At 35.5% G+C, this 20837-nt stretch carries 20 protein-coding genes; 11 read left to right on the top strand and 9 right to left on the bottom strand.

Going from position 1 to position 20837, the window contains the following annotated elements:
• The first annotated feature begins 245 nt into the window (after positions 1–245).
• The 4 genes from J4P91_RS09255 to J4P91_RS09240 all read left to right on the top strand — a co-directional run bounded on the left by J4P91_RS09255 (position 246) and on the right by J4P91_RS09240 (position 3283).
• Positions 246–1577, top strand: a complete 1332-nt coding sequence (locus tag J4P91_RS09255) for a 3D domain-containing protein (protein ID WP_207993785.1) — start codon at positions 246–248, stop codon at positions 1575–1577.
• Positions 1578–1694: 117 nt separating this feature from the next.
• Entirely contained in the window at positions 1695–1913 is a 219-nt protein-coding gene (locus J4P91_RS09250; RefSeq protein ID WP_017149991.1) for a helix-turn-helix transcriptional regulator, read from the top strand.
• Positions 1906–2379: a DUF2178 domain-containing protein gene (locus J4P91_RS09245; protein WP_017149992.1), complete on the top strand. Its 474-nt coding sequence runs from the start codon at positions 1906–1908 to the stop codon at positions 2377–2379. Before J4P91_RS09250 ends, J4P91_RS09245 begins: the two co-directional genes overlap by 8 nt.
• 268 nt (positions 2380–2647) lie before the next feature.
• The gene (locus J4P91_RS09240; protein WP_207993783.1) at positions 2648–3283 is read left to right on the top strand and encodes a class A sortase; all 636 of its coding nucleotides are present in this window, start codon (positions 2648–2650) and stop codon (positions 3281–3283) included.
• Between the two features lie 20 nt (positions 3284–3303).
• On the opposite strand, the gene J4P91_RS09235 is transcribed toward J4P91_RS09240, so the two are convergent.
• Positions 3304–4689 carry a peptide MFS transporter gene (locus J4P91_RS09235; protein ID WP_207993782.1) on the bottom strand — a complete coding sequence of 462 codons (1386 nt, stop codon included), beginning with the start codon at positions 4687–4689 and terminating at the stop codon, positions 3304–3306.
• Positions 4690–5194: 505 nt separating this feature from the next.
• On the opposite strand from J4P91_RS09235, the gene brnQ1 reads away from it, so the two are divergent.
• Both brnQ1 and J4P91_RS09225 read left to right on the top strand, forming a co-directional pair.
• Positions 5195–6499 carry a branched-chain amino acid transport system II carrier protein BrnQ1 gene (gene brnQ1 / locus J4P91_RS09230; RefSeq protein WP_207993780.1) on the top strand — a complete coding sequence of 435 codons (1305 nt, stop codon included), beginning with the start codon at positions 5195–5197 and terminating at the stop codon, positions 6497–6499.
• Positions 6500–6675: 176 nt separating this feature from the next.
• Entirely contained in the window at positions 6676–8412 is a 1737-nt protein-coding gene (locus tag J4P91_RS09225; protein ID WP_207993778.1) for a DUF2339 domain-containing protein, read from the top strand.
• A 47-nt stretch (positions 8413–8459) separates the two neighbouring features.
• Here the strand turns inward: J4P91_RS09225 and J4P91_RS09220 are convergent, their stop codons facing one another.
• Positions 8460–9854 carry an amino acid permease gene (locus J4P91_RS09220; RefSeq protein ID WP_207993776.1) on the bottom strand — a complete coding sequence of 465 codons (1395 nt, stop codon included), beginning with the start codon at positions 9852–9854 and terminating at the stop codon, positions 8460–8462.
• Between the two features lie 497 nt (positions 9855–10351).
• On the opposite strand from J4P91_RS09220, the gene J4P91_RS09215 reads away from it, so the two are divergent.
• From J4P91_RS09215 to J4P91_RS09205, 3 genes are all read left to right on the top strand, one after another.
• The gene (locus J4P91_RS09215; RefSeq protein WP_207993774.1) at positions 10352–11644 is read left to right on the top strand and encodes an NCS2 family permease; all 1293 of its coding nucleotides are present in this window, start codon (positions 10352–10354) and stop codon (positions 11642–11644) included.
• Positions 11645–11829: 185 nt separating this feature from the next.
• Positions 11830–12030, top strand: a complete 201-nt coding sequence (locus J4P91_RS09210) for a helix-turn-helix transcriptional regulator (protein ID WP_207993773.1) — start codon at positions 11830–11832, stop codon at positions 12028–12030.
• A gap of 9 nt (positions 12031–12039) precedes the next feature.
• Positions 12040–12474, top strand: coding sequence for a hypothetical protein (locus J4P91_RS09205; protein WP_207993772.1), 435 nt, complete (start codon positions 12040–12042; stop codon positions 12472–12474).
• A 47-nt stretch (positions 12475–12521) separates the two neighbouring features.
• Here the strand turns inward: J4P91_RS09205 and J4P91_RS09200 are convergent, their stop codons facing one another.
• Positions 12522–12797 carry a hypothetical protein gene (locus J4P91_RS09200; protein WP_207993771.1) on the bottom strand — a complete coding sequence of 92 codons (276 nt, stop codon included), beginning with the start codon at positions 12795–12797 and terminating at the stop codon, positions 12522–12524.
• Between the two features lie 101 nt (positions 12798–12898).
• Here J4P91_RS09200 and J4P91_RS09195 point away from each other — a divergent pair, with 101 nt between their 5' ends.
• Entirely contained in the window at positions 12899–13654 is a 756-nt protein-coding gene (locus J4P91_RS09195; RefSeq protein ID WP_207993770.1) for a prolipoprotein diacylglyceryl transferase, read from the top strand.
• A complete protein-coding gene (locus J4P91_RS09190; protein WP_207993769.1) occupies positions 13644–15050 on the top strand; it encodes a radical SAM protein in 1407 nt (468 codons plus the stop codon). Before J4P91_RS09195 ends, J4P91_RS09190 begins: the two co-directional genes overlap by 11 nt.
• A 19-nt stretch (positions 15051–15069) precedes the next feature.
• On the opposite strand, the gene J4P91_RS09185 is transcribed toward J4P91_RS09190, so the two are convergent.
• The 6 genes from J4P91_RS09185 to qoxB form a co-directional block, all read right to left on the bottom strand.
• Positions 15070–15507 (bottom strand): GNAT family N-acetyltransferase, encoded by a 438-nt coding sequence (locus J4P91_RS09185; protein WP_017150005.1) that lies wholly within the window; start codon positions 15505–15507, stop codon positions 15070–15072.
• Between the two features lie 16 nt (positions 15508–15523).
• On the bottom strand, positions 15524–15757 hold the full coding sequence (locus J4P91_RS09180) for a DUF4022 family protein (protein WP_207993767.1): 234 nt from the start codon (positions 15755–15757) through the stop codon (positions 15524–15526).
• 162 nt (positions 15758–15919) lie between these two features.
• On the bottom strand, positions 15920–17749 hold the full coding sequence (locus J4P91_RS09175; RefSeq protein WP_017150007.1) for a monovalent cation:proton antiporter family protein: 1830 nt from the start codon (positions 17747–17749) through the stop codon (positions 15920–15922).
• Between the two features lie 218 nt (positions 17750–17967).
• Positions 17968–18279, bottom strand: coding sequence for a cytochrome aa3 quinol oxidase subunit IV (gene qoxD / locus J4P91_RS09170; protein WP_017150008.1), 312 nt, complete (start codon positions 18277–18279; stop codon positions 17968–17970).
• A 2-nt stretch (positions 18280–18281) separates the two neighbouring features.
• Positions 18282–18884, bottom strand: a complete 603-nt coding sequence (gene qoxC, locus J4P91_RS09165; protein ID WP_017150009.1) for a cytochrome aa3 quinol oxidase subunit III — start codon at positions 18882–18884, stop codon at positions 18282–18284.
• Between the two features lie 13 nt (positions 18885–18897).
• Positions 18898–20832 (bottom strand): cytochrome aa3 quinol oxidase subunit I, encoded by a 1935-nt coding sequence (qoxB, locus tag J4P91_RS09160; RefSeq protein ID WP_017150010.1) that lies wholly within the window; start codon positions 20830–20832, stop codon positions 18898–18900.
• Between the last annotated feature and the right edge of the window lie 5 nt (positions 20833–20837).

Here is a 20837-nt window from a genome sequence, read left to right as displayed (position 1 = left end):
TTTGTATTAGTAAAGTTCCTACAAGATTTGACAATGTATTTAATGTCGTGTAATCTGTTGTTTCTAATATACTAATCTAAGCTTTTGTAAGATTTTTATGAAAAACAGTTGTTAAAAGTTAAGAGTTTATTACATTTTATGGTTTGTTTTTCTATTTTTGTCATGAAAAATAAAGTGTATTTAATGAGTTTGTAAACAAACTGTAAAATAAATCATGTATAACTGTATGAGAAGGGAGTCGGATTATGAACTATTTTAAGCGAATCAGTAGTCTAGTATTAGCAGGAATTATTGGTCTTTCTAGTACAGTCGCTGTAAAAGCTGAGTCAAACGACGAGAAACTGAACAACATGCAGCAGCAATTGCAGCAGAATAACAATGATATTCAGCAAAAAGAACAAGAGAAGCAAGCTGTTAATAAAGAAATACAAGGTATTGAAAGTGAACTACATAATTTAAATGATACAATTACAAAAAACAAAGAGGAACAAGCTGCTATTCAGCGTAAAATCGATGAAACACATAAGCAAATTGAACAGAAAAAGAAAGAGATTATCGTTTTAGAAGATAAAGTACTTGCTCGTAAAGATATTATGAAAAAACGTATGGTTTCTGTTCAAAATAGCTCAAACACGAGTTTAGTAGTCGAAGTTGTAGTAGAATCAAAGAATTTTGCTGATTTCTTACAACGTATGAACGCAGTATCCACAATTTTAGATGCGGATAAAGAGATTTTACGTCTTCAAGAACAAGATCTTCGTCAAATTGAAGAAGACAAAAAAGCAATTGATGAAAAAGAGGCATCTTTAGAAGTAGATAAACAAAAATTAGCAAAAGCGCAAGCAAATTTACAAGAAAACTTGAAAAAACGTCAAGAAAACTTACAAGCTGTGCAGGAAAAATATAGTCAAATTGCAGGACAAATTAATTTAGCTGAACAAGAAAAAACAAAAATTGAATCAAACATGAAAGCAGTACAAGAAACAATTGCTCGTGAGCAAGAAGCAGCAAGATTAGCAGAAGAAGCTCGTGCAAAAGCAGAAGCTGAAGCAAAAGCTGCAAGGGAAGAAGAGGAAAGAGCAAGAGCAGCAGCGGAAGCAGAAAAAACAGCTGCTTCAAAGCCAGAATCAAAACCAACTGAACCTGCTGTAAATAAACCAGAGCCGGCTCCAGCTCCAGCTCCAGCTCCAACTCCAGCTCCAAAACCAGAGCCAAAACCAGAGCCAAAACCAGAGCCAACACCAACACCTAGTCCAAAGCCAGGACAAGGTGGGCGTGAAATTTATGTAGAAGCGACTGCTTATACAGCTGATCCATTGGAAAATGGTTACAAACCAGGTGAACATGTGTATTCAGCAATGGGACATGATTTAACTGCAAACCCAGGAATGAAGTTAATTGCTGTAGATCCAAGAGTTATCCCGCTAGGTTCTCGTGTATATGTTGAAGGTTATGGAACGGCAATTGCAGGCGATACTGGTGGTGCGATTAAAGGCCATAGAATCGATGTATTAATGCCAGATAAAGCATCTTCTAGTGCTTGGGGTAGAAAACAAGTTCGTGTTGTAATCTTATAATTTGAAGTGAAATCCAACTTTACACATTGTAAAGTTGGATTTTTTTACAAAATAAATGTTAAGTTGGGTTTACATTTTGTAAAGTTTAGCATACAATAGTGGTAAGAGGTGGTAAATTTGTCCATTTTTAATAGAGTGAAGGAGCTAAGAGCTCGTTTTAACTTCACGCAAAGCGTATTAGCTGAAAAAGTTGGAGTAACACGGCAAACTATTGCAGCAATTGAAAAAGGGGATTACGTTCCATCGTTGTTATTAGCACTGATGATTTGTGATGTATTTGAATTAAAGATGGAGGATGTATTTGTTTTAAATAAGGAGGGAGAAGAGGATGAATAGGGTTGTTCTTTCCTATGTAATGAGTGTTGTGTGTACATGTTTAGCTGCTTGGGCATTTATTGAATTGTTTTATGCGTATATGGATTTTGCTAATATTATTAGTACGAAGCCAGAGGGATTTGAGATAGCTATAGATGCTACACCTGTTTTTGGCTTAGTTAGTATGGCTGTAATATTTTTTATTATTTATAGAATACAAAAGAAAAAATATAAGAAATTATCTTTTTGGATGTTTCCTCTTTTATTTCCACAAGATGATGAGCGTGAGGAAATAATTACAGCAAAAGCATGTCGTACTACTTTTGTTGCGCTTTGGTATGTTATACCTATTGCAGCTGGATTGCTTATTTTATCTCCGATTGTAAACTCATATGTTCCTGCGTACCCATTATATATTGTATTTTTAATCCTGTTTATCCAAGTAACCGTATTTCATATATCACTTTATCGAAATAAAATTGCTTAAAGACGTGCTACGTGCACGTCTTTTTTTAGTAATAATTAACCTATTTTTTAAAAAGGTTAACACATGTGGAGGTAAAAGTTTGCAAACGTTCTTTACGATAGAAATTGGATCTATCGAATAAAGGGAGTGGGGAAATGAAAAAAGTATTGTTATACGATGAGATAAGTCAATAAGTAGCTTCTTCTTTTCGTCTTAGACTTGTACATATAGTCATCTTACTTTATCATCTTATATAGAAGTAAGATTCTGTAAAGGAAAGGGATTATATATGAATAAGAGGAGAATATATAGTATACTAGCAGTTCTTTTATTTGTTGTAGGTGGTGTTTTAATTGGTAAACCATTTTATGATGGATATAAGGCAGAGAAGAAGCAAACAGAAAATGTACAAGCTGTTCAGAAGATGGAATACCAAAAGCAGGATACAAAGTTTGTAGATGCATCTAAAATTGAGCAGCCTGGTTTATCAGAGGTAGCGAATGCATCATTAGATAAAAAACAAGTAATTGGTCGTATTGAAATTCCGAGCATTTCATTAAAATTACCTGTTTTAAATGCTTCTACTGAGAAAAACTTATTATCAGGAGCAGCAACTGTAAAAGAGAAGCAAGAGATGGGAAAAGAAAATTATGCATTAGCAGGACATAACATGTCAAAAAAGGGTGTTTTGTTTAGTGATGTATCCTCGTTAAAAAAGAACGATAAAATCTATTTATATGATAATGAAAACGAGTATGAGTACGCTGTTACGAATGTGTCAGAAGTAACACCTGATAAATGGGAAGTCGTAGAAGATCACGGAAAAACGGAAGTTACACTTATTACATGTGTGTCTGTATCAGATAACTCCAAGCGTTTTGTTGTTACAGGAGATTTTGTTCAGGCTAAGAAAATAAAAAGCTGAGGGAGCAATCCCTCAGCTTTTTAGTCCATCCATTTTACTAGTTTTTTAGAAATTAATAATAAAACACATCCTAAAACAATAGCGACAGCTCCTATAACTATGAATACTTCTGAATATCCAAGTGAAGTTGTAAAGCTAGCGAGCTGACCACCTAAAATGTTGGCAATCCCTGAACTAGCTAACCAAACGCCCATTAGTAATGAAGCAAGTTTTACAGGTGCAAGGGAACTGACCATTGATAATCCAACAGGCGATAAGAACAATTCACCTAATGTATGGAAAAGGTAAGTGAAAACAATAAATAATAGGTTTGCTTGCTCTGTAATGTTGTGTTCGTCACTACCTGTTTTTAATGTAGCGATAACGAGAACCATATAACCGATTCCAAGTAAAATCATACCGAGTCCCATTTTGGTTGGGATTTTTAAGTCTCCACGTTTTGTTGTAGCAAGCTTAGCCCATAGTGCTGAAATAACAGGGGCAAGCAAAATGATAAACAGTGGATTGACTGATTGGAACCAAGATGTTGGGATTTCCCATCCGAATACAGAACGATCAACAAACTTGTTTGTATATAATGTTAGTGAGCTACCAGCTTGTTCAAAACCAGCCCAGAAGAAGACAACGAAGCAAGTTAGAATAACGATAACTGCTGTATGTTGTTTTTCTTTTTTTGTGAGTGGTGTATTACCAGCTGTTTGTTTCCCTGATGCTGCTTGTAAATCTCTTGTTGGTTTTTTACCGATATCGCCCAGGAAGCGATTAGATAATGTTGTAAATAAAATTTGTCCGATAATCATACCGATTGAAGCGGCTAAGAATCCGTAACGGAAGCCGTAATGAACAACGCCATCCACTGTTGTTTTGAATAAATTTTCTGATAAAAACCCGCAAACGAGTGGGGCTAAAAATGAACCTACGTTAATACCCATGTAGAAAATTGTAAATGCACTATCACGTTTTGGATCGTGCTCTTCATATAATTCCCCGACAAGTGTAGAAATATTTGGTTTAAAGAAACCATTACCAATAATAATAAGCGCGAGTCCAAGGTATAGGCCGACTTGGTTTTGCAAAGCAAAGAGTGTAAGGTTACCGATTGCCATTGTCACGCCACCTATTGTGATAGCTAAGCGTCTACCTAGAAAACGGTCAGTTAAGTATCCACCAATCATTGGAGTAAAGTAACATGCTCCAGTGTAAAAGCCATAGATAGAAAGTGCCCACCCGGGACTAAACCCAAGACCACCGCTTACTAAAGCTGTCGTTAAGTATAATGTTAATAATCCTCGTAATCCATAGTAACTAAATCGTTCCCACATTTCTGTGAAGAAGAGTAAGTATAAACCTGGAGGATGCTTCTTGTTTCTTTGTTGTTTTTTTTCAAGTTGTATCGCTGATTCCATTTAAGTTTCCTCCTGACACAAACAATAACAAAGTAAATAGTTTTGTACATTTAATATTTTACTTTATTAACTATTAAATGTCAATAAAGGTCGATTTTTCAGAAGAAATTGGAAAACAAAGCATATATAGAATGAAGGTTTCTTTTGTGATAGACTATGGACTATGTTTGTGCTAGCAGATAAGTGCAAGAAAACCTTTCTTTTTAGGTAGGAGAGAGAATCCGCCCGCGCATAGAAGCGATCAGGGCCTTTTTTAGCCTCATGCCAAGTAAAACCAAAGAGAGACAATGAGAGCAGATCATTTTTTGCTTTTTCGTAGCCGCAATTTATCCCGCATTAACGGGCAGTAAGCTCCCCCACCTCAAAATTCAGTAAAAACAAAGAAGTTAGGTGGGGGATCAACTGCCCGTAAAAGCCCGATTGGTGAGGGCTAATAATCAGTGGGGGATGAAGAAACCCCCACTGATTAAAGTTTCACTTTATATAGGATGAGAAGGAGAAAGAAATGAAATCATTACAGAAAAAAGAAATTTTGCTTATGAGCCTGATGTTATTTTCCATGTTTTTCGGAGCTGGGAATCTTATTTTTCCACCTTTCCTTGGATATGAAGCAGGGGAACATGTGTGGATTTCGTTATTAGGCTTTATCATATCAGCGACTGGACTTCCTATATTAGGCGTAATAGCAATTGCTAAAGCAGGGAGTTTTCAAGTACTGGCAGGCCGTGTACATGCTTCTTTTGCAATTATTTTTCCTTGTTTAGTGTATGTATTTATCGGTCCCGGTCTTGGTATACCACGTGCAGGAAGTTTAGCTTTTGAAATGGGACCAGGTCAGTTCTTGCCAGAATCGGGTAGTATATTACTATTCATCTATACAGTCATCTTTTTTAGTATTGTATATTGGCTAAGTTTATCACCATCGAAATTGATGGGGCTGTTTGGAAAGCTGTTAACACCTTTATTATTATGTATGATCGCTCTTATTTTTATAAAGAGTATGATTACACCAACAGGAGATGTTCAATCATCAGTAGGGAACTATGAGAAAGCTCCGGTATTTCAAGGGTTTTTAGATGGGTATTTAACAATGGATGCGTTAGCAGCATTAATCTTTGGAATTGTCGTAGCAAATGCTTTGCGCACAAAAGGCGTGCAAGATGAAAAAAGCCTAGCAAAATATATGAGTATGGCTGGTATTGGGGCAGGTCTCTTGTTATCTCTTATTTATGTCATTCTTGGATATGTTGGATCAGTAAGTGGTTCGCTTGGGACATTTGATAATGGGGCAAAAGTATTAGCACAAGTTATGACTACACTATTTGGCCCAGGCGGTATGGTATTATTAGGTATTATTTTTACTGTTGCTTGTTTATGTGTATCGATTGGACTTGTGACATCTTGTAGTCAGTTTTTTGCAGAAGTATTTCCGAAAATCTCTTATAAAGTGTGGGCTTTTGTCTTAAGTGTCGTTAGTATGATTCTTGCTAATTTAGGATTAACACAAATTTTAAAAGTGTCAGTTCCTATTCTTGGGTTTATTTATCCAATTGCTTTAACACTTATTATTTTAGGGCTGTGTCATAAGTATATTAGTAGGTATACGTATATATATCCAGTAACGATTGGACTAGTAGCAGTGTTTAGTGGAATAGATATTTTCAATCGTAATGTGTTACTTTCCAAATGGACACCTATATTAGAAAACATTCCTTTGTATACGGAAGGAGTAGGGTGGATTATTCCGGCAATTGCAGGTGGCTGTTTAGGAATGATTGTAAGCATCCGTACAAAAGAAATAAAGAATTAGTAAGAAAATAAAAACCTCTTTTCAATTGAAAAGAGGTTTTTATTTATGAAATTGAGAAATTTTAAACTGATTCCTCTTAAAAAATGAATAAGCTAATAGTATGATGGACTTGGTGGGTAATTTAACCAATTATATGTGTATTACTATTTCGGCAACATGATCAGAGGGGGGAGAAAATGAAACAAGATTTGAACAAAAAAATAGAAGCTCTAGAAATAGCAATTGATACATTGCAGGAGGCATTCTATGAGTTAAAGGCACAGCAAAGGGCAGTAGAGGCAGACAAAGTTGAACGAGAAAGAGAGCTGAAGAAAAAGGAGCCTATTGAAAAGAAACCAGAAGTCAGTATCCCTAAACAAAATGTACGACAAGAAGAAATAGTTGTTAGTCAAGAAAGTGTGGAGGAGCCAAAAGTAAAACAAGTAGATATATCTGCGTTTAAGCCTGAACCATTTGACATTATAAAATTTTGTCAAACATGGCTACCACGTATTTTTGTTGCAATTATGCTACTTGGAGTCATTTGGCTATTTAAAGCGGGAGTAGATGCAGGATTACTTACCCCAGCAATTCGTATTGTATTTGGCGTAGTGTTATCAGTTGGTTTGTACTATGTAGGTGATATACAAATAAAACAGGAACGTCAAGCACTAGGATTAGTATTAGTTGGAGGAAGTATTACAGGCATTGTTTTAACGACATTCGCCGCGCATTATCTGTATCATTTCTTTCCGGCAAGCGTTGCATTTGTATTCAATATTATTTGGATTATACTTGGCATCTACCTCGCTAAGCGATATCAATCAGAATATCTGGCTATATTCGTATCTGTAGGAGCATTTTTTGTACCGTTCTTATTAAATAGTACAACACCTAATTCCTACATTTTCTTTGGGTATGAAACAGTATTAACGATTAGTTTATTATGGCATGCGTATAAAAATCGCTATCAATATTTATATATAGTGTCTTATTGTGTTTCTGTACTTGTAACGTTTGTCTTTTTTGTAATTATGACAATGTTACTAGGGAATTTACAAGTGCAATTAACAATTGTGTATGGACTCATTCATATTACGCTTTTTTGGCATATGTTTATTGATAGGAACTTTATTTACCAGCCTAGAATGGCGCTGTTTAGTGCGAATGCAATCTTCTTTATTTTAGCGATTGTAAAAATTCCAGACTTTACAACATGGGGATTATTGATTAGTACAGTTGTACACGCTGTAATGTTTGGAATTGAATATATGAAAAATAAAAAGTCATTATTTACCGATCTTTTATTTGGATTTGCGATGGGATCGTTTAGTTTAGCGATTTTATATGAATTCAGTTTAGTAAATGGATCAATTGTATTAATGTTACAAGGGTTCTTAGGTGTCATTACTTCTATGAAATTGAAACAAGAAATTAAGTTTTATATAAGTGCTGTCATTTATGCGATTGGTATACTTCAGACGCTTGTTAGTCCATTTGAGACATTTATGTCAGCTGCTTTTGTAGCCCATTTAATTTTAGTTGGAACATTTTATTATGGAATGATGAAAGTGAAACCAATGTTGCAACAGTTTGGGAAATATGTGTATTCGATTACGCTGTATGGCTTTATGGTACTTGTATTTATTACGATTACTAGAATAGGAGAGGTTCTTTCAACAAACGGAAGTATTATCAGTATATCTGTCTCTCTTTTATGGATGATATATGCTTTAGTTTCAGTTTGGCTTGGGCGTAATAGAGGAATGAATGAAATATTATACGCCGGACTAGTGGTGTTAGTTGTGACAATTAGTAAGTTATTCCTCTTAGATTTACCAGAAGTATCGATGATGATTCGTGCAGTATTATTCTTACTTATCGGCGGATTAGGAATTGTTATTTCTAGAATGTTTTTCTCAAAAGAAAAATAATGAATGAAAAGAAGCGCGGCCATTTCATTTGAAATGACCGCGTTTTTTTAAACAACTTTTGAAGAGGACGCTGGTTTATCTGTTTTATGAAAACCTTTCATATAATATACGATGACCAATGCAATTAACCAAATCGGACCAACAATTAATGCGATTCGTGTATCCTCTGAATAAGCCATAATTCCTAATACCAATATAAGGAAACCGAGTGAAAAATAAGAACTTAACGGATGGAGTGGCATTTTATACGTTAAATTTTGCTTAGTTTGTGCTGGTAAACCTTTGCGGAATCGGATTTGGGCAACTAATATGATTCCCCATGTCCAAATTGCGCCAAACGTTGAAATACTAGTAAGCCATGTAAATACTTTCGCAGGAACAAGGTAGTTTAAAATAACACCAACGAGTAGGACGAAAGAAGTTGCTAAAATCCCTTTACTTGGAATCCCATTTTTATTTAAATGGCCGAATTTTTCAGGTGCCTTTTTTTGCTGCGCCAATGTAAATAACATACGTCCTGTACTAAATAAACCACCATTGCACGAAGAAAGAGCTGCCGTTAAGACAACAAAGTTAATGATCCCCGCTGCTTTTGCTATACCAATTTGTTGGAATGTTAATACAAACGGGCTTCCTTTATCTCCAAGCTCATTCCATGGATAAATTGCCATCATAACAAATAAGGCCCCAACATAGAACAGTAAAATACGCCAAAATACGTTATCGATTGCTTTTGCGAGTGTTTTCTTTGGATTTTGTGCTTCACCAGCAGTGACACCGATAAGCTCGACTCCTAAATAAGCAAATAAAACCATTTGTAAGGAAAGAAGTAACCCAGAAAAACCATTTGGGAACCAGCCACCATGTGACCAAAGATTTGAAATGCCAGTAGCGATACCATCATTTCCAAATCCAAATAGAATAATGCCTGTCCCAACTACAATCATACTGATAATTGTGACAATTTTAATTAAAGCAAACCAAAATTCAAGTTCACCAAATACTTTTACAGATAAAAAGTTAAATGCACTCATTAATACTAGAGCCATTAATGCCCAAATCCAGCGCGGAATATCTGGGAACCAAAATTCCATATAAATACCAGCGGCAGTAATTTCCGCCATACAAGTAATAACCCATAAAAACCAATAGTTCCAGCCGGTGATATAACCTGCTAACGGTCCTAAGTAATCATGTGCATATTTACTAAAAGAACCAGCAACTGGTTGTTCAATCGCCATTTCACCAAGAGCACGCATAATGAAGAAGATAACGAGTCCAGCAAGCATATAGGCTAATAGAATAGAAGGGCCAGCTAATTTAATAGCGGAAGCGGATCCTAAAAATAGTCCTACGCCAATAGCGGATCCAAGAGACATCAATGTGATATGTCGTTGTTTTAGACCGCGGTTTAAAGTTCCTGATTTGTTTGTGTTTTGCATAAGAAGCCTCCTTGTAGGATGAAAAAGTTTGAATGCGTTCGCATAAAGTGTAACTATTTTAAATTATAAAACATTTCTGTCTGTTATGCTACAAAAACCAATGGCATTTAACTGTACTATATCTATGTTTTTGTAAAATAATCTCTTTGTTTAGTAGTGAGTGAAGAATGATTTGCTGATATATAAACCCATTTAAGTCGTGGCTATGAAGAACAAAAGATGATCTGCACTCATTTCTCTCTTTGTTTTCACATAGCATGGGGCTAAAAAAGGATCTGACCGTTTCTATGAATGGCCGGATGCTCTTTCCCATCTAAAAAGAAAGGTTTTAATTTCGTTTTTTCAATTTGTCAGACCTAAACTTAAAATTCGAACTATTACCCAATATATTGACTCTTTTTTTTATTGGTTGGTAAGATTAAGTATTACATTTTCTCGCATAATAGTAAGAAAAGAATGTGTGATAATAATTCATTGTGTAGGAAGGGTACCTAAGTATGTTTCAATTACAAAAGTATAACACTTCTGTGAAGCAAGAGATTTTAGCTGGCATCACAACATTTTTTACATTTGCGTACATTCTTGTCATCAATCCGAAAATATTATCTGATGCAGGTGTACCATTTGATCAAGCATTTACGGCAACCATTATTGCAACAGTTGTCGGAACATTATGTATGGCGTTTTTAGCAAATTATCCAATTGTCATTGCTCCAGCAATGGGGATGAATGCATATTTTGCTTATTCTGTTGTACAGCAAGCAGAAGGCATTACATATGTTATTGCGTTTTCAGCAGTATTTGTCACAGGTATTATTTTTCTTTTACTATCTTTCACATCATTTCGTCAAAAGCTGATTGTAGCAATTCCAGATAGTTTAAAACAGGCGATTACGGGTGGAATAGGGCTATTTATTGCTTTTATTGGTCTTCGCCTATCAGGCATTATTGTTGATCACCCATCTAATTTAGTTACAATCGGAAACTTTCATTCACCAGCTGTTATTTTAACACTAATTGGTTTAGTTTTAGCAGCAGTGTTAATGGCATTACGTGTGAGTGGTGCGCTGTTTATTAGTATGATTGTGACAGGCGCCATTGCCTTTTTTACAGGTCAACTTAAGTTTGAGGATAAAATTACAGCTATTCCTCATTTACCAAAGGGAATTATTGTTTCAAATCCGATGACCGCATTTTCTGATGTAATTGAATATGGGTTATACGGTGTTGTTTTTTCATTCTTACTCGTACTATTATTCGATACAACAGGAGCTTTGCTTGGCCTAATTAAACAAGCTGGTTTAAATACAGATAACGCTGAAAAACGTTTCGGTAAAGCATTTATTGCTGATGCAATCGGTGGTACAACAGGAGCAGTATTTGGGACAAGCCCAACAGCAGCAACGATTGAATCATCAGCGGGAATCGCAGCAGGTGGTAAAACAGGATTAACAGGTATTGTAGTAATCTGCTTAACGATCGTTACTGCATTTTTCAGTCCTGTTATTTCCTCATTATCAAGTGTGGCAGCAATTACAGCCCCATCATTAATTATAGTTGGTAGTTTAATGGCACAAAGCATAAGAGACATTAACTGGAGTGAATTTGAAGATGCATTACCAGCATTTTTAATTTTTGTAGGTATTCCGTTAACATCTAGTATTGCGAACGGAATTGCACTTGGGTTTTTAATTTATCCGATTTTAAAGATTGTGAAGGGAAAAGGGATGGAAGTTCATCCGCTTCTGTATTTCTTTGCAATTTTATTTGGATGTCATTTATTCTTATAATAGTATAGAAAAGGGTGCTCCTTGTAGGAAGTGCCCTTTTTTTGTGTATAATAAAGTGAAAGTTCGATTTGTAGGAACCTAGCATGAATCATGAAGAATGAAAAAGAAATTTAATTGATATGTAATTTATAAATTGAATAATGTAATGTATATGTTACAATTGATAGTGAAGGAGGAGACATGGATTGGCTGTAAGTAAAATAAAAGTCGCTCGTGTTCAGTTGGATTTAACCCAACAACAATTAGCAGAAAAAGTAGGGGTTACAAGGCAAACGATTAGTTTAATTGAAAAAGGGAAGTATAATCCTTCTTTAGAGTTATGTTTGAATATTTGTTATGCGTTACACCAAACGTTAAATGATTTATTTTGGGTGGATAAGGAGTGAAGGATATCAATGAGGATTGTAAAAGATGAACGCTTAATGATTGAAGGATTAAAACATACTAGAATTGCATTTGTCTTACAAAATTTAGCGATATTAGGTATTATTTTTTATCGTTATGTTATACAAGGAACGGGTTATGATGGGATTTCGGATTTACTTATGCTATTTATGAGCGGTATTGTAATAATTAACTTTTTAAACTTAAAACAGTCAGTAGAAGTGTATGAAGGTACAGAGCGAGTAAAACGTAGCTATTTTCTCAAATTGTTATTGATTCCTATTATACTTGCAATTGTGATTATGGGAATTAATATGATTGTAACACCAGATGCATCTCTAAAGGACACGGGACTAATTGCTCTTGTTTTATTTCTTTGTTTCTTGGTTCCTTCTTTATATGCTTATAGGTATAGAAGAACAATAAGAGCTGAAGAAGACGAATAAAGCATAGAAAAACCTTCCACGCATATGAAAGGTTTTTTCTATGTCTTTTAAAGAGAAAATATAAAGAATCCCCCGCAAATAATAAATAATACAAATCCTAAAATAAAGGGTGTACTAATAATTCCTAGCAAAATAAATGGTCTCCCTCTATATACTTCATATCCTCCCCAAGATAATAAAGAGATTCCTACAATAATAAATGCAATCTCAATCCAACGAATAAGAATTCCAAATAATATGATGAGAGCTAGAAATGTAACTGCAAAGCCAATCATCCATTGTTGAAAAGGACGAGGTTTTTTAGATGAGTTTGTATTACTCATGGAACACCTCCTGAAAATTCGGAATTGTTTTATAATAAGTATTATTTTACAATATATGTATTACTAAAGATAGATAATAGACGTAAGAAAGGTATAATCATATGGATTTTCCAATTTATTTACATTTTTTTGGGGTGAAACTACATCCTCATGCTATTTTTGAATCACTCGGTATGTTTCTTGGGTTTCGTTATTATTTAAAAAGTCGGCGAAAAGAGAAGATTCCAGAAGTGAAAGCGCTATTTATCTTTTTAGGTGCTATATTTGGTGCCTTTCTTGGGGCGATTCTTTTGGCAACACTGGAGCATCTTTTGCAGGTCCAGAAAGTAATAGGAGAGAATGGCTGGCAAGGGTTAATTCAGGGGAAAACAATTGTAGGCGGTTTGCTAGGTGGGCTTATTGGTGTAGAAAGTGTGAAGAAAATAGTCGGCCATACAGAATCAACAGGTGATGATATGGTTATTCCTCTGGCACTAGGAATTGCAATTGGTAGAATTGGTTGTTTTTTAACTGGTATTGGAGATGAAACGGTGGGTATACGAACAACATGGCTAGTTGGAATCAATTTTGGTGATGGAATACTACGGCACCCAACACAATTATATGAAATTATCTATTTATTTATTGTTATGATTTGCTGTATTTGGCTGAGTAGACATAAACCGTGGGAAGGATTCGTTTTTCAAATTTTTATGTTGGCATACTTAAACTTCCGCTTTTTGGTTGAATGGCTTAAGCCAACAGATAAATTATATGTGCATTTGAGTGCGATTCAATGGGCTTGTATTCTTGGTGTTTGTTATTATGTTGTGCTAGTCATGAAAAAGAGAAGAGGGGAAAGACAACATGCCGAATAGGGACTATTTATATTATGACTTAACGAGTAGTGTATGTTCCACATGTCTACGGAAAGTAGAAGCGAAGATCATTATACAAGATGAAAAAGTCTATATGGTAAAACATTGTATGTTGCATGGCCGAGAAAAGGTACTCATTTCAACAGATGTCTCGTATTATAAGCAATGTCGCGAATTTATTAAGCCAAGTGAAATGCCATATCGTTGGAATACACCTATTAAATATGGTTGTCCTTATGATTGTGGGCTTTGTCCAGATCATGAGCAACACAGTTGCTTAAGCATTATTGAAATTACAGACGCATGCAATTTACAGTGCCCGATTTGTTATGCAGAATCATCACCAAAGCGTACTACATGGCGAACAGTAGAACATGTGGAGATGATGTTAGATTCAGTTGTAAAAAATGAAAAGAATCCAGATGTTGTTCAAATTAGCGGTGGTGAACCAACGCTGCATCCTCATTTCTTTGATATATTAAATATTGCAAAACAAAAACCGATTAAACATATTATGATTAATACGAACGGTTTACGAATTGCACAGGATATTACTTTCGTACAACAATTAGCTGAATATACACCAGGTTTTGAAATATATTTACAATTCGATAGTTTTGAAAAAGAAGCACTACAAAGCTTGCGCGGAGCAGATTTACGAGAAATAAGAAGAAAAGCAGTTGAGAACTTGAATGAATACAATATTTCTACAACTCTTGTTGTTACATTGAAAAAAGGAGTAAACGATAAGGAAATAGGAGAAATATTACAATATGCAGTGCAACAAAAATGTGTACGGGGTGTTACATTTCAGCCCATTCAGCAAGCGGGACGAACAGAAGATTTTAATCCTGAAACGAATCGTTTAACATTAAGTGAAGTACGCCAAATGATCATTGAACAATCCTCATTATTTACAGAAGATGATATAATCCCGGTTCCTTGTCATCCAGATAGTTTGGCAATGGGATATGCACTAAAATTGAATGGATCTATTTTTCCGTTGACAAGTATGATTGACCGAAATATCTTATTAGAAGGGGATCGGAATACGATTGTTTTTGAAAGTGATGAGCAATTAAAAAGGCAAATTTTTAAGTTATTTAGCTTGAATCATTCACCAGAAAGTGGGTATGATTCATTAAAAGAATTACTCTGTTGTTTGCCAAAAGTAAGTCTTCCAACAGGGATTGGTTATGAAAATGTATTTCGCGTATTAATTATGAAGTTTATGGACAATTATGATTTAGATATACGTTCGGTAAAGAAATCCTGCGTTCATATTGTACATCCTGATGGGAGAATTATTCCGTTTGATACGTATAATTTATTTTACCGTGATGAGAAAGAAGAGTATTTAAAAGAGCTACAAGAGGAGAAAAAGATTATGAAATAAAGAGGATATCCTCTTTATTTCATAATCTTTTATACATTAATTTATGAATTCCAATTGGATGGATATCAAATATTTCACCATGCTCAAGGAATCCTAATCGTTTGTAGTAATCTGTAACGGTAATACGGGCATTACACCATAATATCTCTGCTTGACGCTCTTTTAAGATTACTTCAGCTTGCTGGATTAATGAGCTACCAGCATGTTGTTTTCGAAAGGTTGGAACTGTAGCCATGCCTCGTAAACGATAGTGATTACTACCTTGTAAGGAAGGTTCTGCTTCAGATGAGAAAGAAGCGATGCTAATGAGTTCTTCGTTTAGAAATGCACCTAGATGAAAGGAATGAAATTTATAATCAGAAGGATATTTACAATCTGTTAGAGTTTGAGTTGGACGTAAAATTTTTTGACGTAGTTCGTATGTTTCGGAGGCATCAATACGTTTAATTGTAACCATACACAATCCACCTTTCTTATGACGCTTTTTCTATGAGCTGTAAAAAGAAATAGGCTGGCGCAACACAAAGGCCTAATATGCTACCAGTACCAATGAGAAGGGAAAGAAAGAGACAAAAGTATTTCATTCCATTTGACTTCTTCCATCCATAGCTGCAGATTTCAATGCTAATGCCAATAAGAATAATGGCAACGAGTACTTCTGCTAATAACAAAAGAGCTAAAGTTGAAATAGACATAGTGTGATTCATCCCCATAATATATGTTAGTTATATTTTACCATGTTAAAGTGGAAATCTTAAGAAAAAATGATGAGGTATATAACATAAGTAGAGAAGGGGAATGGTTACTCAATTACTCCTTAATATATGTATGAAAAAATCCCCTCTTAAAAATTGAGAGGGGATTTGTCTTTATTCTAATATGCTTTTCAGTGTATCAATGTGTTCTTTTGATCCTGTTACAAGGAGTGTATCACCGTGTTGCAATTTAGTATCACCATGTGGTACTAATGCTTTATTACCACGGTAAATTTGAATGATGAGCACGTCGCCTAAGAATGGTAAGCGACGAAGTGGCAAACCGTTATATTTATTACTACGTAATTCAACTTCACGGACTGTTTCATTTGCTGTCGTAATTAAACGAACGAGACTCGGCTTATCAATGAGTGCACGTAATAAAATTCGTGTGGAGTTAATTGTTGAGAACACTGCAATATGTTCTTGTGTTGCTTTTTCTTGTAGAAGGGGATCTTCTACACTTGCAATAACATGTTCAACCCCTAATTCTTTTGCATGCTCTGCTAATAATAAGTTTTGCTCATCATCGCTTGTTGCAACTACAACTCGATCTGCATCGAATGCTTTTTGTTCTTCTAATTGTTCTATAGTAATTGTATCTAATTTTACGATTGGAAAGTCATGAGACTGTGCTTCCTCTGCATTTACTTTATTTTGACGCATCATGTATAGTGTCACATCATAATCTTCGCGCTTTAAATCAAGTGATAATGGAAGAGTGATTCGACTTGCACCAATAATAGAAACTTTTGGTTTTGGTGTTTCTACTTTTGGGAACATCTTTTTAAATAATACAGGTGCAAAAATACATGTAATAACTGCACTCAAAATAAGTGAAGCAGATAGACTGGGACTAATGATATTTAGTTTTTCACCAATTTGCGCTGCGGCAATAACTAATGAAAGTGTCGATGTTAATAAAATGGCACTTCCTAATACAATGTTACGTGGATACCATTTTCTTAGTACGAGTGATGGCAATAATTTTGAAATAAAGAGTCCAACAATTAAAATTGGAATCATTAACATACTAGAAGGCTCTTTAAAAATAGACCATACTTCTAAATTTACACCAACCATTACGAAGAAAATTGGAATGAAGAAACCATATCCGATGGAATCAAGCTTTTCTACCATTTCTTCATTTGGCGATAATAAGGATACAAGTACTCCTGCTAAAAAGGCTCCTAAAATATTTTCTGCACCAACAGATTCAGATAATCCGACTAATATTAAAATGAGTGCAAAAACAGCACGTGTGTCAATTTGCACACTACCAGCTTTTAGGTTTTCCAAGTATGGAATGTTTTTAAAGCGTCTTGCCACAAAGTAAATTACAATACCTGCGCCAAATAGAACGAGAAGAAGCCACATGCTCTGGCCGCTTTCGGAATTTAATCCGACAAATACAGCGAGTAGAATCATTGTAACTAAGTCAGCAATAACAGCGACTAATAAAATAATTTGACCGATTGCTGTTTTTCCTAAGTTATTTTCTTTTAATGTTGGTACAACAACACCTAAAGAAATCGTTGAGATAATTAATGTCATGAACATTGCATTATCGACAAATCCAAGCCATACAAATATAAGTGATAGGGCATAGGATAAGATGAAAATGAATAAAAAGATAATGCTTGCGGCTTGGAACGTATTTGGTTCATTTGTTGTATTCTTTTTTCCTTTTTGTTTAAAGATCGAAAAGTCAATTTCTAAACCGCTTAAGAACATTAAGAAAATAAATCCTAGTGTTGATAAGACTTGAAGCCACATATCTGGCTCAATAACGTTAAACCCACTTTTTCCTACAAAAATTCCTGCAATAATTTCTGCAACAACGACAGGAATTGCTTTTAACTTAAAGCGTTGCAACAAAAGGGGAACGAAAAACGCGATTGCGACGACAATCATAAGTGATAGGACTGAAGAATGTTGTTCCATTGCGTTCTCTCCCTTCAAATAATATAGTACTTATTTTAGCTATATTATTTGAAGAAAAGCAATGCATGTGAACTCGATTTCATAAAGAAAGAGTTTTCTTAACATTTGTCATAATAAGTATAGTTTGCATGATTATGTTGTAAATTCCGTAATGTGGATGGGAGAGGGGATAAATAAAAAGACTGCTGAGATAATCTCAGCAGTCTTTTTCATGTTCATTACATAGAGAAGAAAATCCATACAGTAAGACCAACTGTTGCAATTGCAACGAAGAAACTGTATATCATTGTAAGAATTTGAATTGTACCTTCGCCTTCTTTTAAGTGCATGAACATAATTAATTGTAATAAACCTTGTGCAAGTGCCATTACGATAATTGTTGTTAATATCGTTGAAAGTGGCAAGTCTGTGTAAAGTGCAACGTATAAAGCAAGAAACGTTAGTGCAAGCGATAAAATAAATCCAAAAACGTGTGACCATGGAAATCCGCTATGCGCGTGTCCATTTGCTTGTGTATTGTTTTGTCCCATTATTACGCCACCATCCCGTTCAAGTAAACTAGTGTGTAAATAAAGATCCAAACAAGGTCAAGGAAATGCCAGTATAAGCTGATAATAAATACTTTACGAGCTGTAACTGGTGTTAATCCGCGTTTTAAAATTTGGATGATTACACAAGTTGCCCAGATGATACCACCTGTTACGTGGGCACCGTGTGTTCCAAGAAGAACGAAGAATCCAGATAAGAATGCGCTTGTTTGTAATGTAGCACCTTCACCGACATACAGTATAAATTCTTCAATTTCAAAGAAAAGGAAGCCTGCACCTAAAAGTAATGTGAAAAGGAACCATCCTAACATAGCTTTTTGGTTGTTTTTACGCATTTCATGAATTACGATACCGCATGTAAAACTACTTGTTAAAAGTAGTAATGTTTGAATTAAAAGTGTTTTAACTTCAAACAATTGCGCTGGTGTTGGGCCATCTGCCGTACGACCAGCAAGGACTAGATAAGAGGCGAAAAGTGTTGCGAACAGCATAATTTCAGCCCCTAGGAAAATCCAGAACCCTAGAATATTCAATCTGCTTTGTTCAGATTGATATTCTAAAGGTAAGCTTTTATCTAAAGCCGCCATTTCGTTTCACCTCTCATGCTACATGTTCTGTTTTTTTAATTTCATCAACACTGATATAGTAACCGTCATCGTAATCGAATGAACGATAGATTAAGCAAGCTAAAATACCAACTCCGCCGATTGCTGCAATCCAGAACCAGCTAAATACTAATGCAAAACCTGCAAGACCGAAGAATGCAGACATAATAATTGGCACACCAGAGTTACTTGGCATGTGAATTGGTTTTAATTCATCTGCTTTTGGTGTAATTGTTTCTCCGCGTTTCTTCATGAACCAGAAAGCATCAGCTTCTTTAATTTCAGGAAGTTTAGCGAAGTTATAATGTTGTACAGGAGAATGAGTTGCCCATTCAAGAGTACGGCCATCCCATGGGTCTCCAGTAGTGTCACGCTCACCGTGACGTGCACTCCAAATTACGTTGTAGCAAAGGATTAGGAAGCCGATACCCATCATTACCGCACCGACAGATGCGATTTGGTTTAGCCAGCCCCATCCAAGGCTTTCAGAGTAAGTGTACATACGACGAGTCATACCATCTAAACCTAGGAAGTACATTGGGAAGAAACAGATATTAAATCCGATCATAAAGATCCAGAATGTCCATTTACCAAGGCGTTCATTTAGCATATGACCTGTCATTTTTGGATACCAGAACGTAAATCCAGCAAGCATTGCGAATACTGTACCTGCGATTAATACGTAGTGGAAGTGGGCGATTAGGAAGTAGCTGTTATGGTATTGATAGTCAGCTGCTGCCATTCCAAGCATAACCCCTGTAACCCCACCGATTACGAAGTTAGGAATAAATGCCAATGACCAAAGCATTGGAACTGTAAAACGAATACGTCCTTTATACAGTGTAAACAACCAGTTAAAGATTTTAACACCGGTCGGAATCGAAATCGCCATTGTCGAAATCGAGAAGAATGAGTTAACGGCTGGACCAGATCCCATTGTAAAGAAGTGGTGAAGCCATACGACGAAACTTAGTAAAGAAATTGCAATCATTGAGTACACCATTGCGCTGTAACCGAATAGACGTTTACGTGAGAATGTACTAATGATTTCAGAGAAAATACCGAATGCCGGTAAGATAACAATATATACTTCAGGGTGACCCCATACCCAGAATAGGTTGGCCCAAAGCATCGGCATACCGCCGCTCGCCATCGTAAAGAAGTGAGCATCAAATAGACGGTCAAATGTCATTAATGCAAGAGCAACTGTTAATACTGGGAAAGCGAAAATAATGATTACACATGTGATTAAAATAGACCATGTAAACATTGGCATATGCATTAATTTCATGCCAGGTGTACGCATTTTTAGGATTGTAACCAGGAAGTTAATACCTGTCATTAACGTACCAAGTCCTGAAATCTGTAATGCAATTGCGTAGTAGTTATTACCTACACCAGGAGTGAATTCTGTACCAGCCATTGGGAAGTAAGATGTCCACCCAGCGTCTGGAGAACCTCCGATAACGAAAGCGATGTTGAATAACATTGCTCCGATAAAGAATAACCAAAAACTTAGTGCGTTTAAGAATGGATATGCAACGTCACGAGCACCAATTTGTAATGGTACAACGACGTTCATTAATCCTAGAACGAATGGCATCGCCATGAAAAGAATCATAACTGTACCATGTGTTGTAAAGATTCCGTTATAGTGTTCAGCGTTTAAATAAGTTGTATCTGGGAATGTTAATTGAGCACGGATCATTAAACCGTCCATACCACCACGGAATAACATAAGAACCGCAGAAATAATATACATGGTCCCAATTTTCTTATGGTCAACAGTTGTTAACCATTCATCCCAAAGCCATTTCCATTTTTTATACTTTGTCAGTACGAAAATGATTGCTAATGTCACAAGAACGATAGATGCGTCAGCTCCGTAAATAATCGGATCACCTGTGACAAAAAATTCATCAAGCTTCACTGTGT

Source organism: Bacillus sp. XF8 (genome assembly GCF_017498755.1).
In the GTDB taxonomy this organism is placed as follows: domain Bacteria; phylum Bacillota; class Bacilli; order Bacillales; family Bacillaceae_G; genus Bacillus_A; species Bacillus_A bingmayongensis.
Note: the sequence above shows the minus strand (reverse complement) of the source record. Positions and strands in the feature narration are given on the sequence as shown.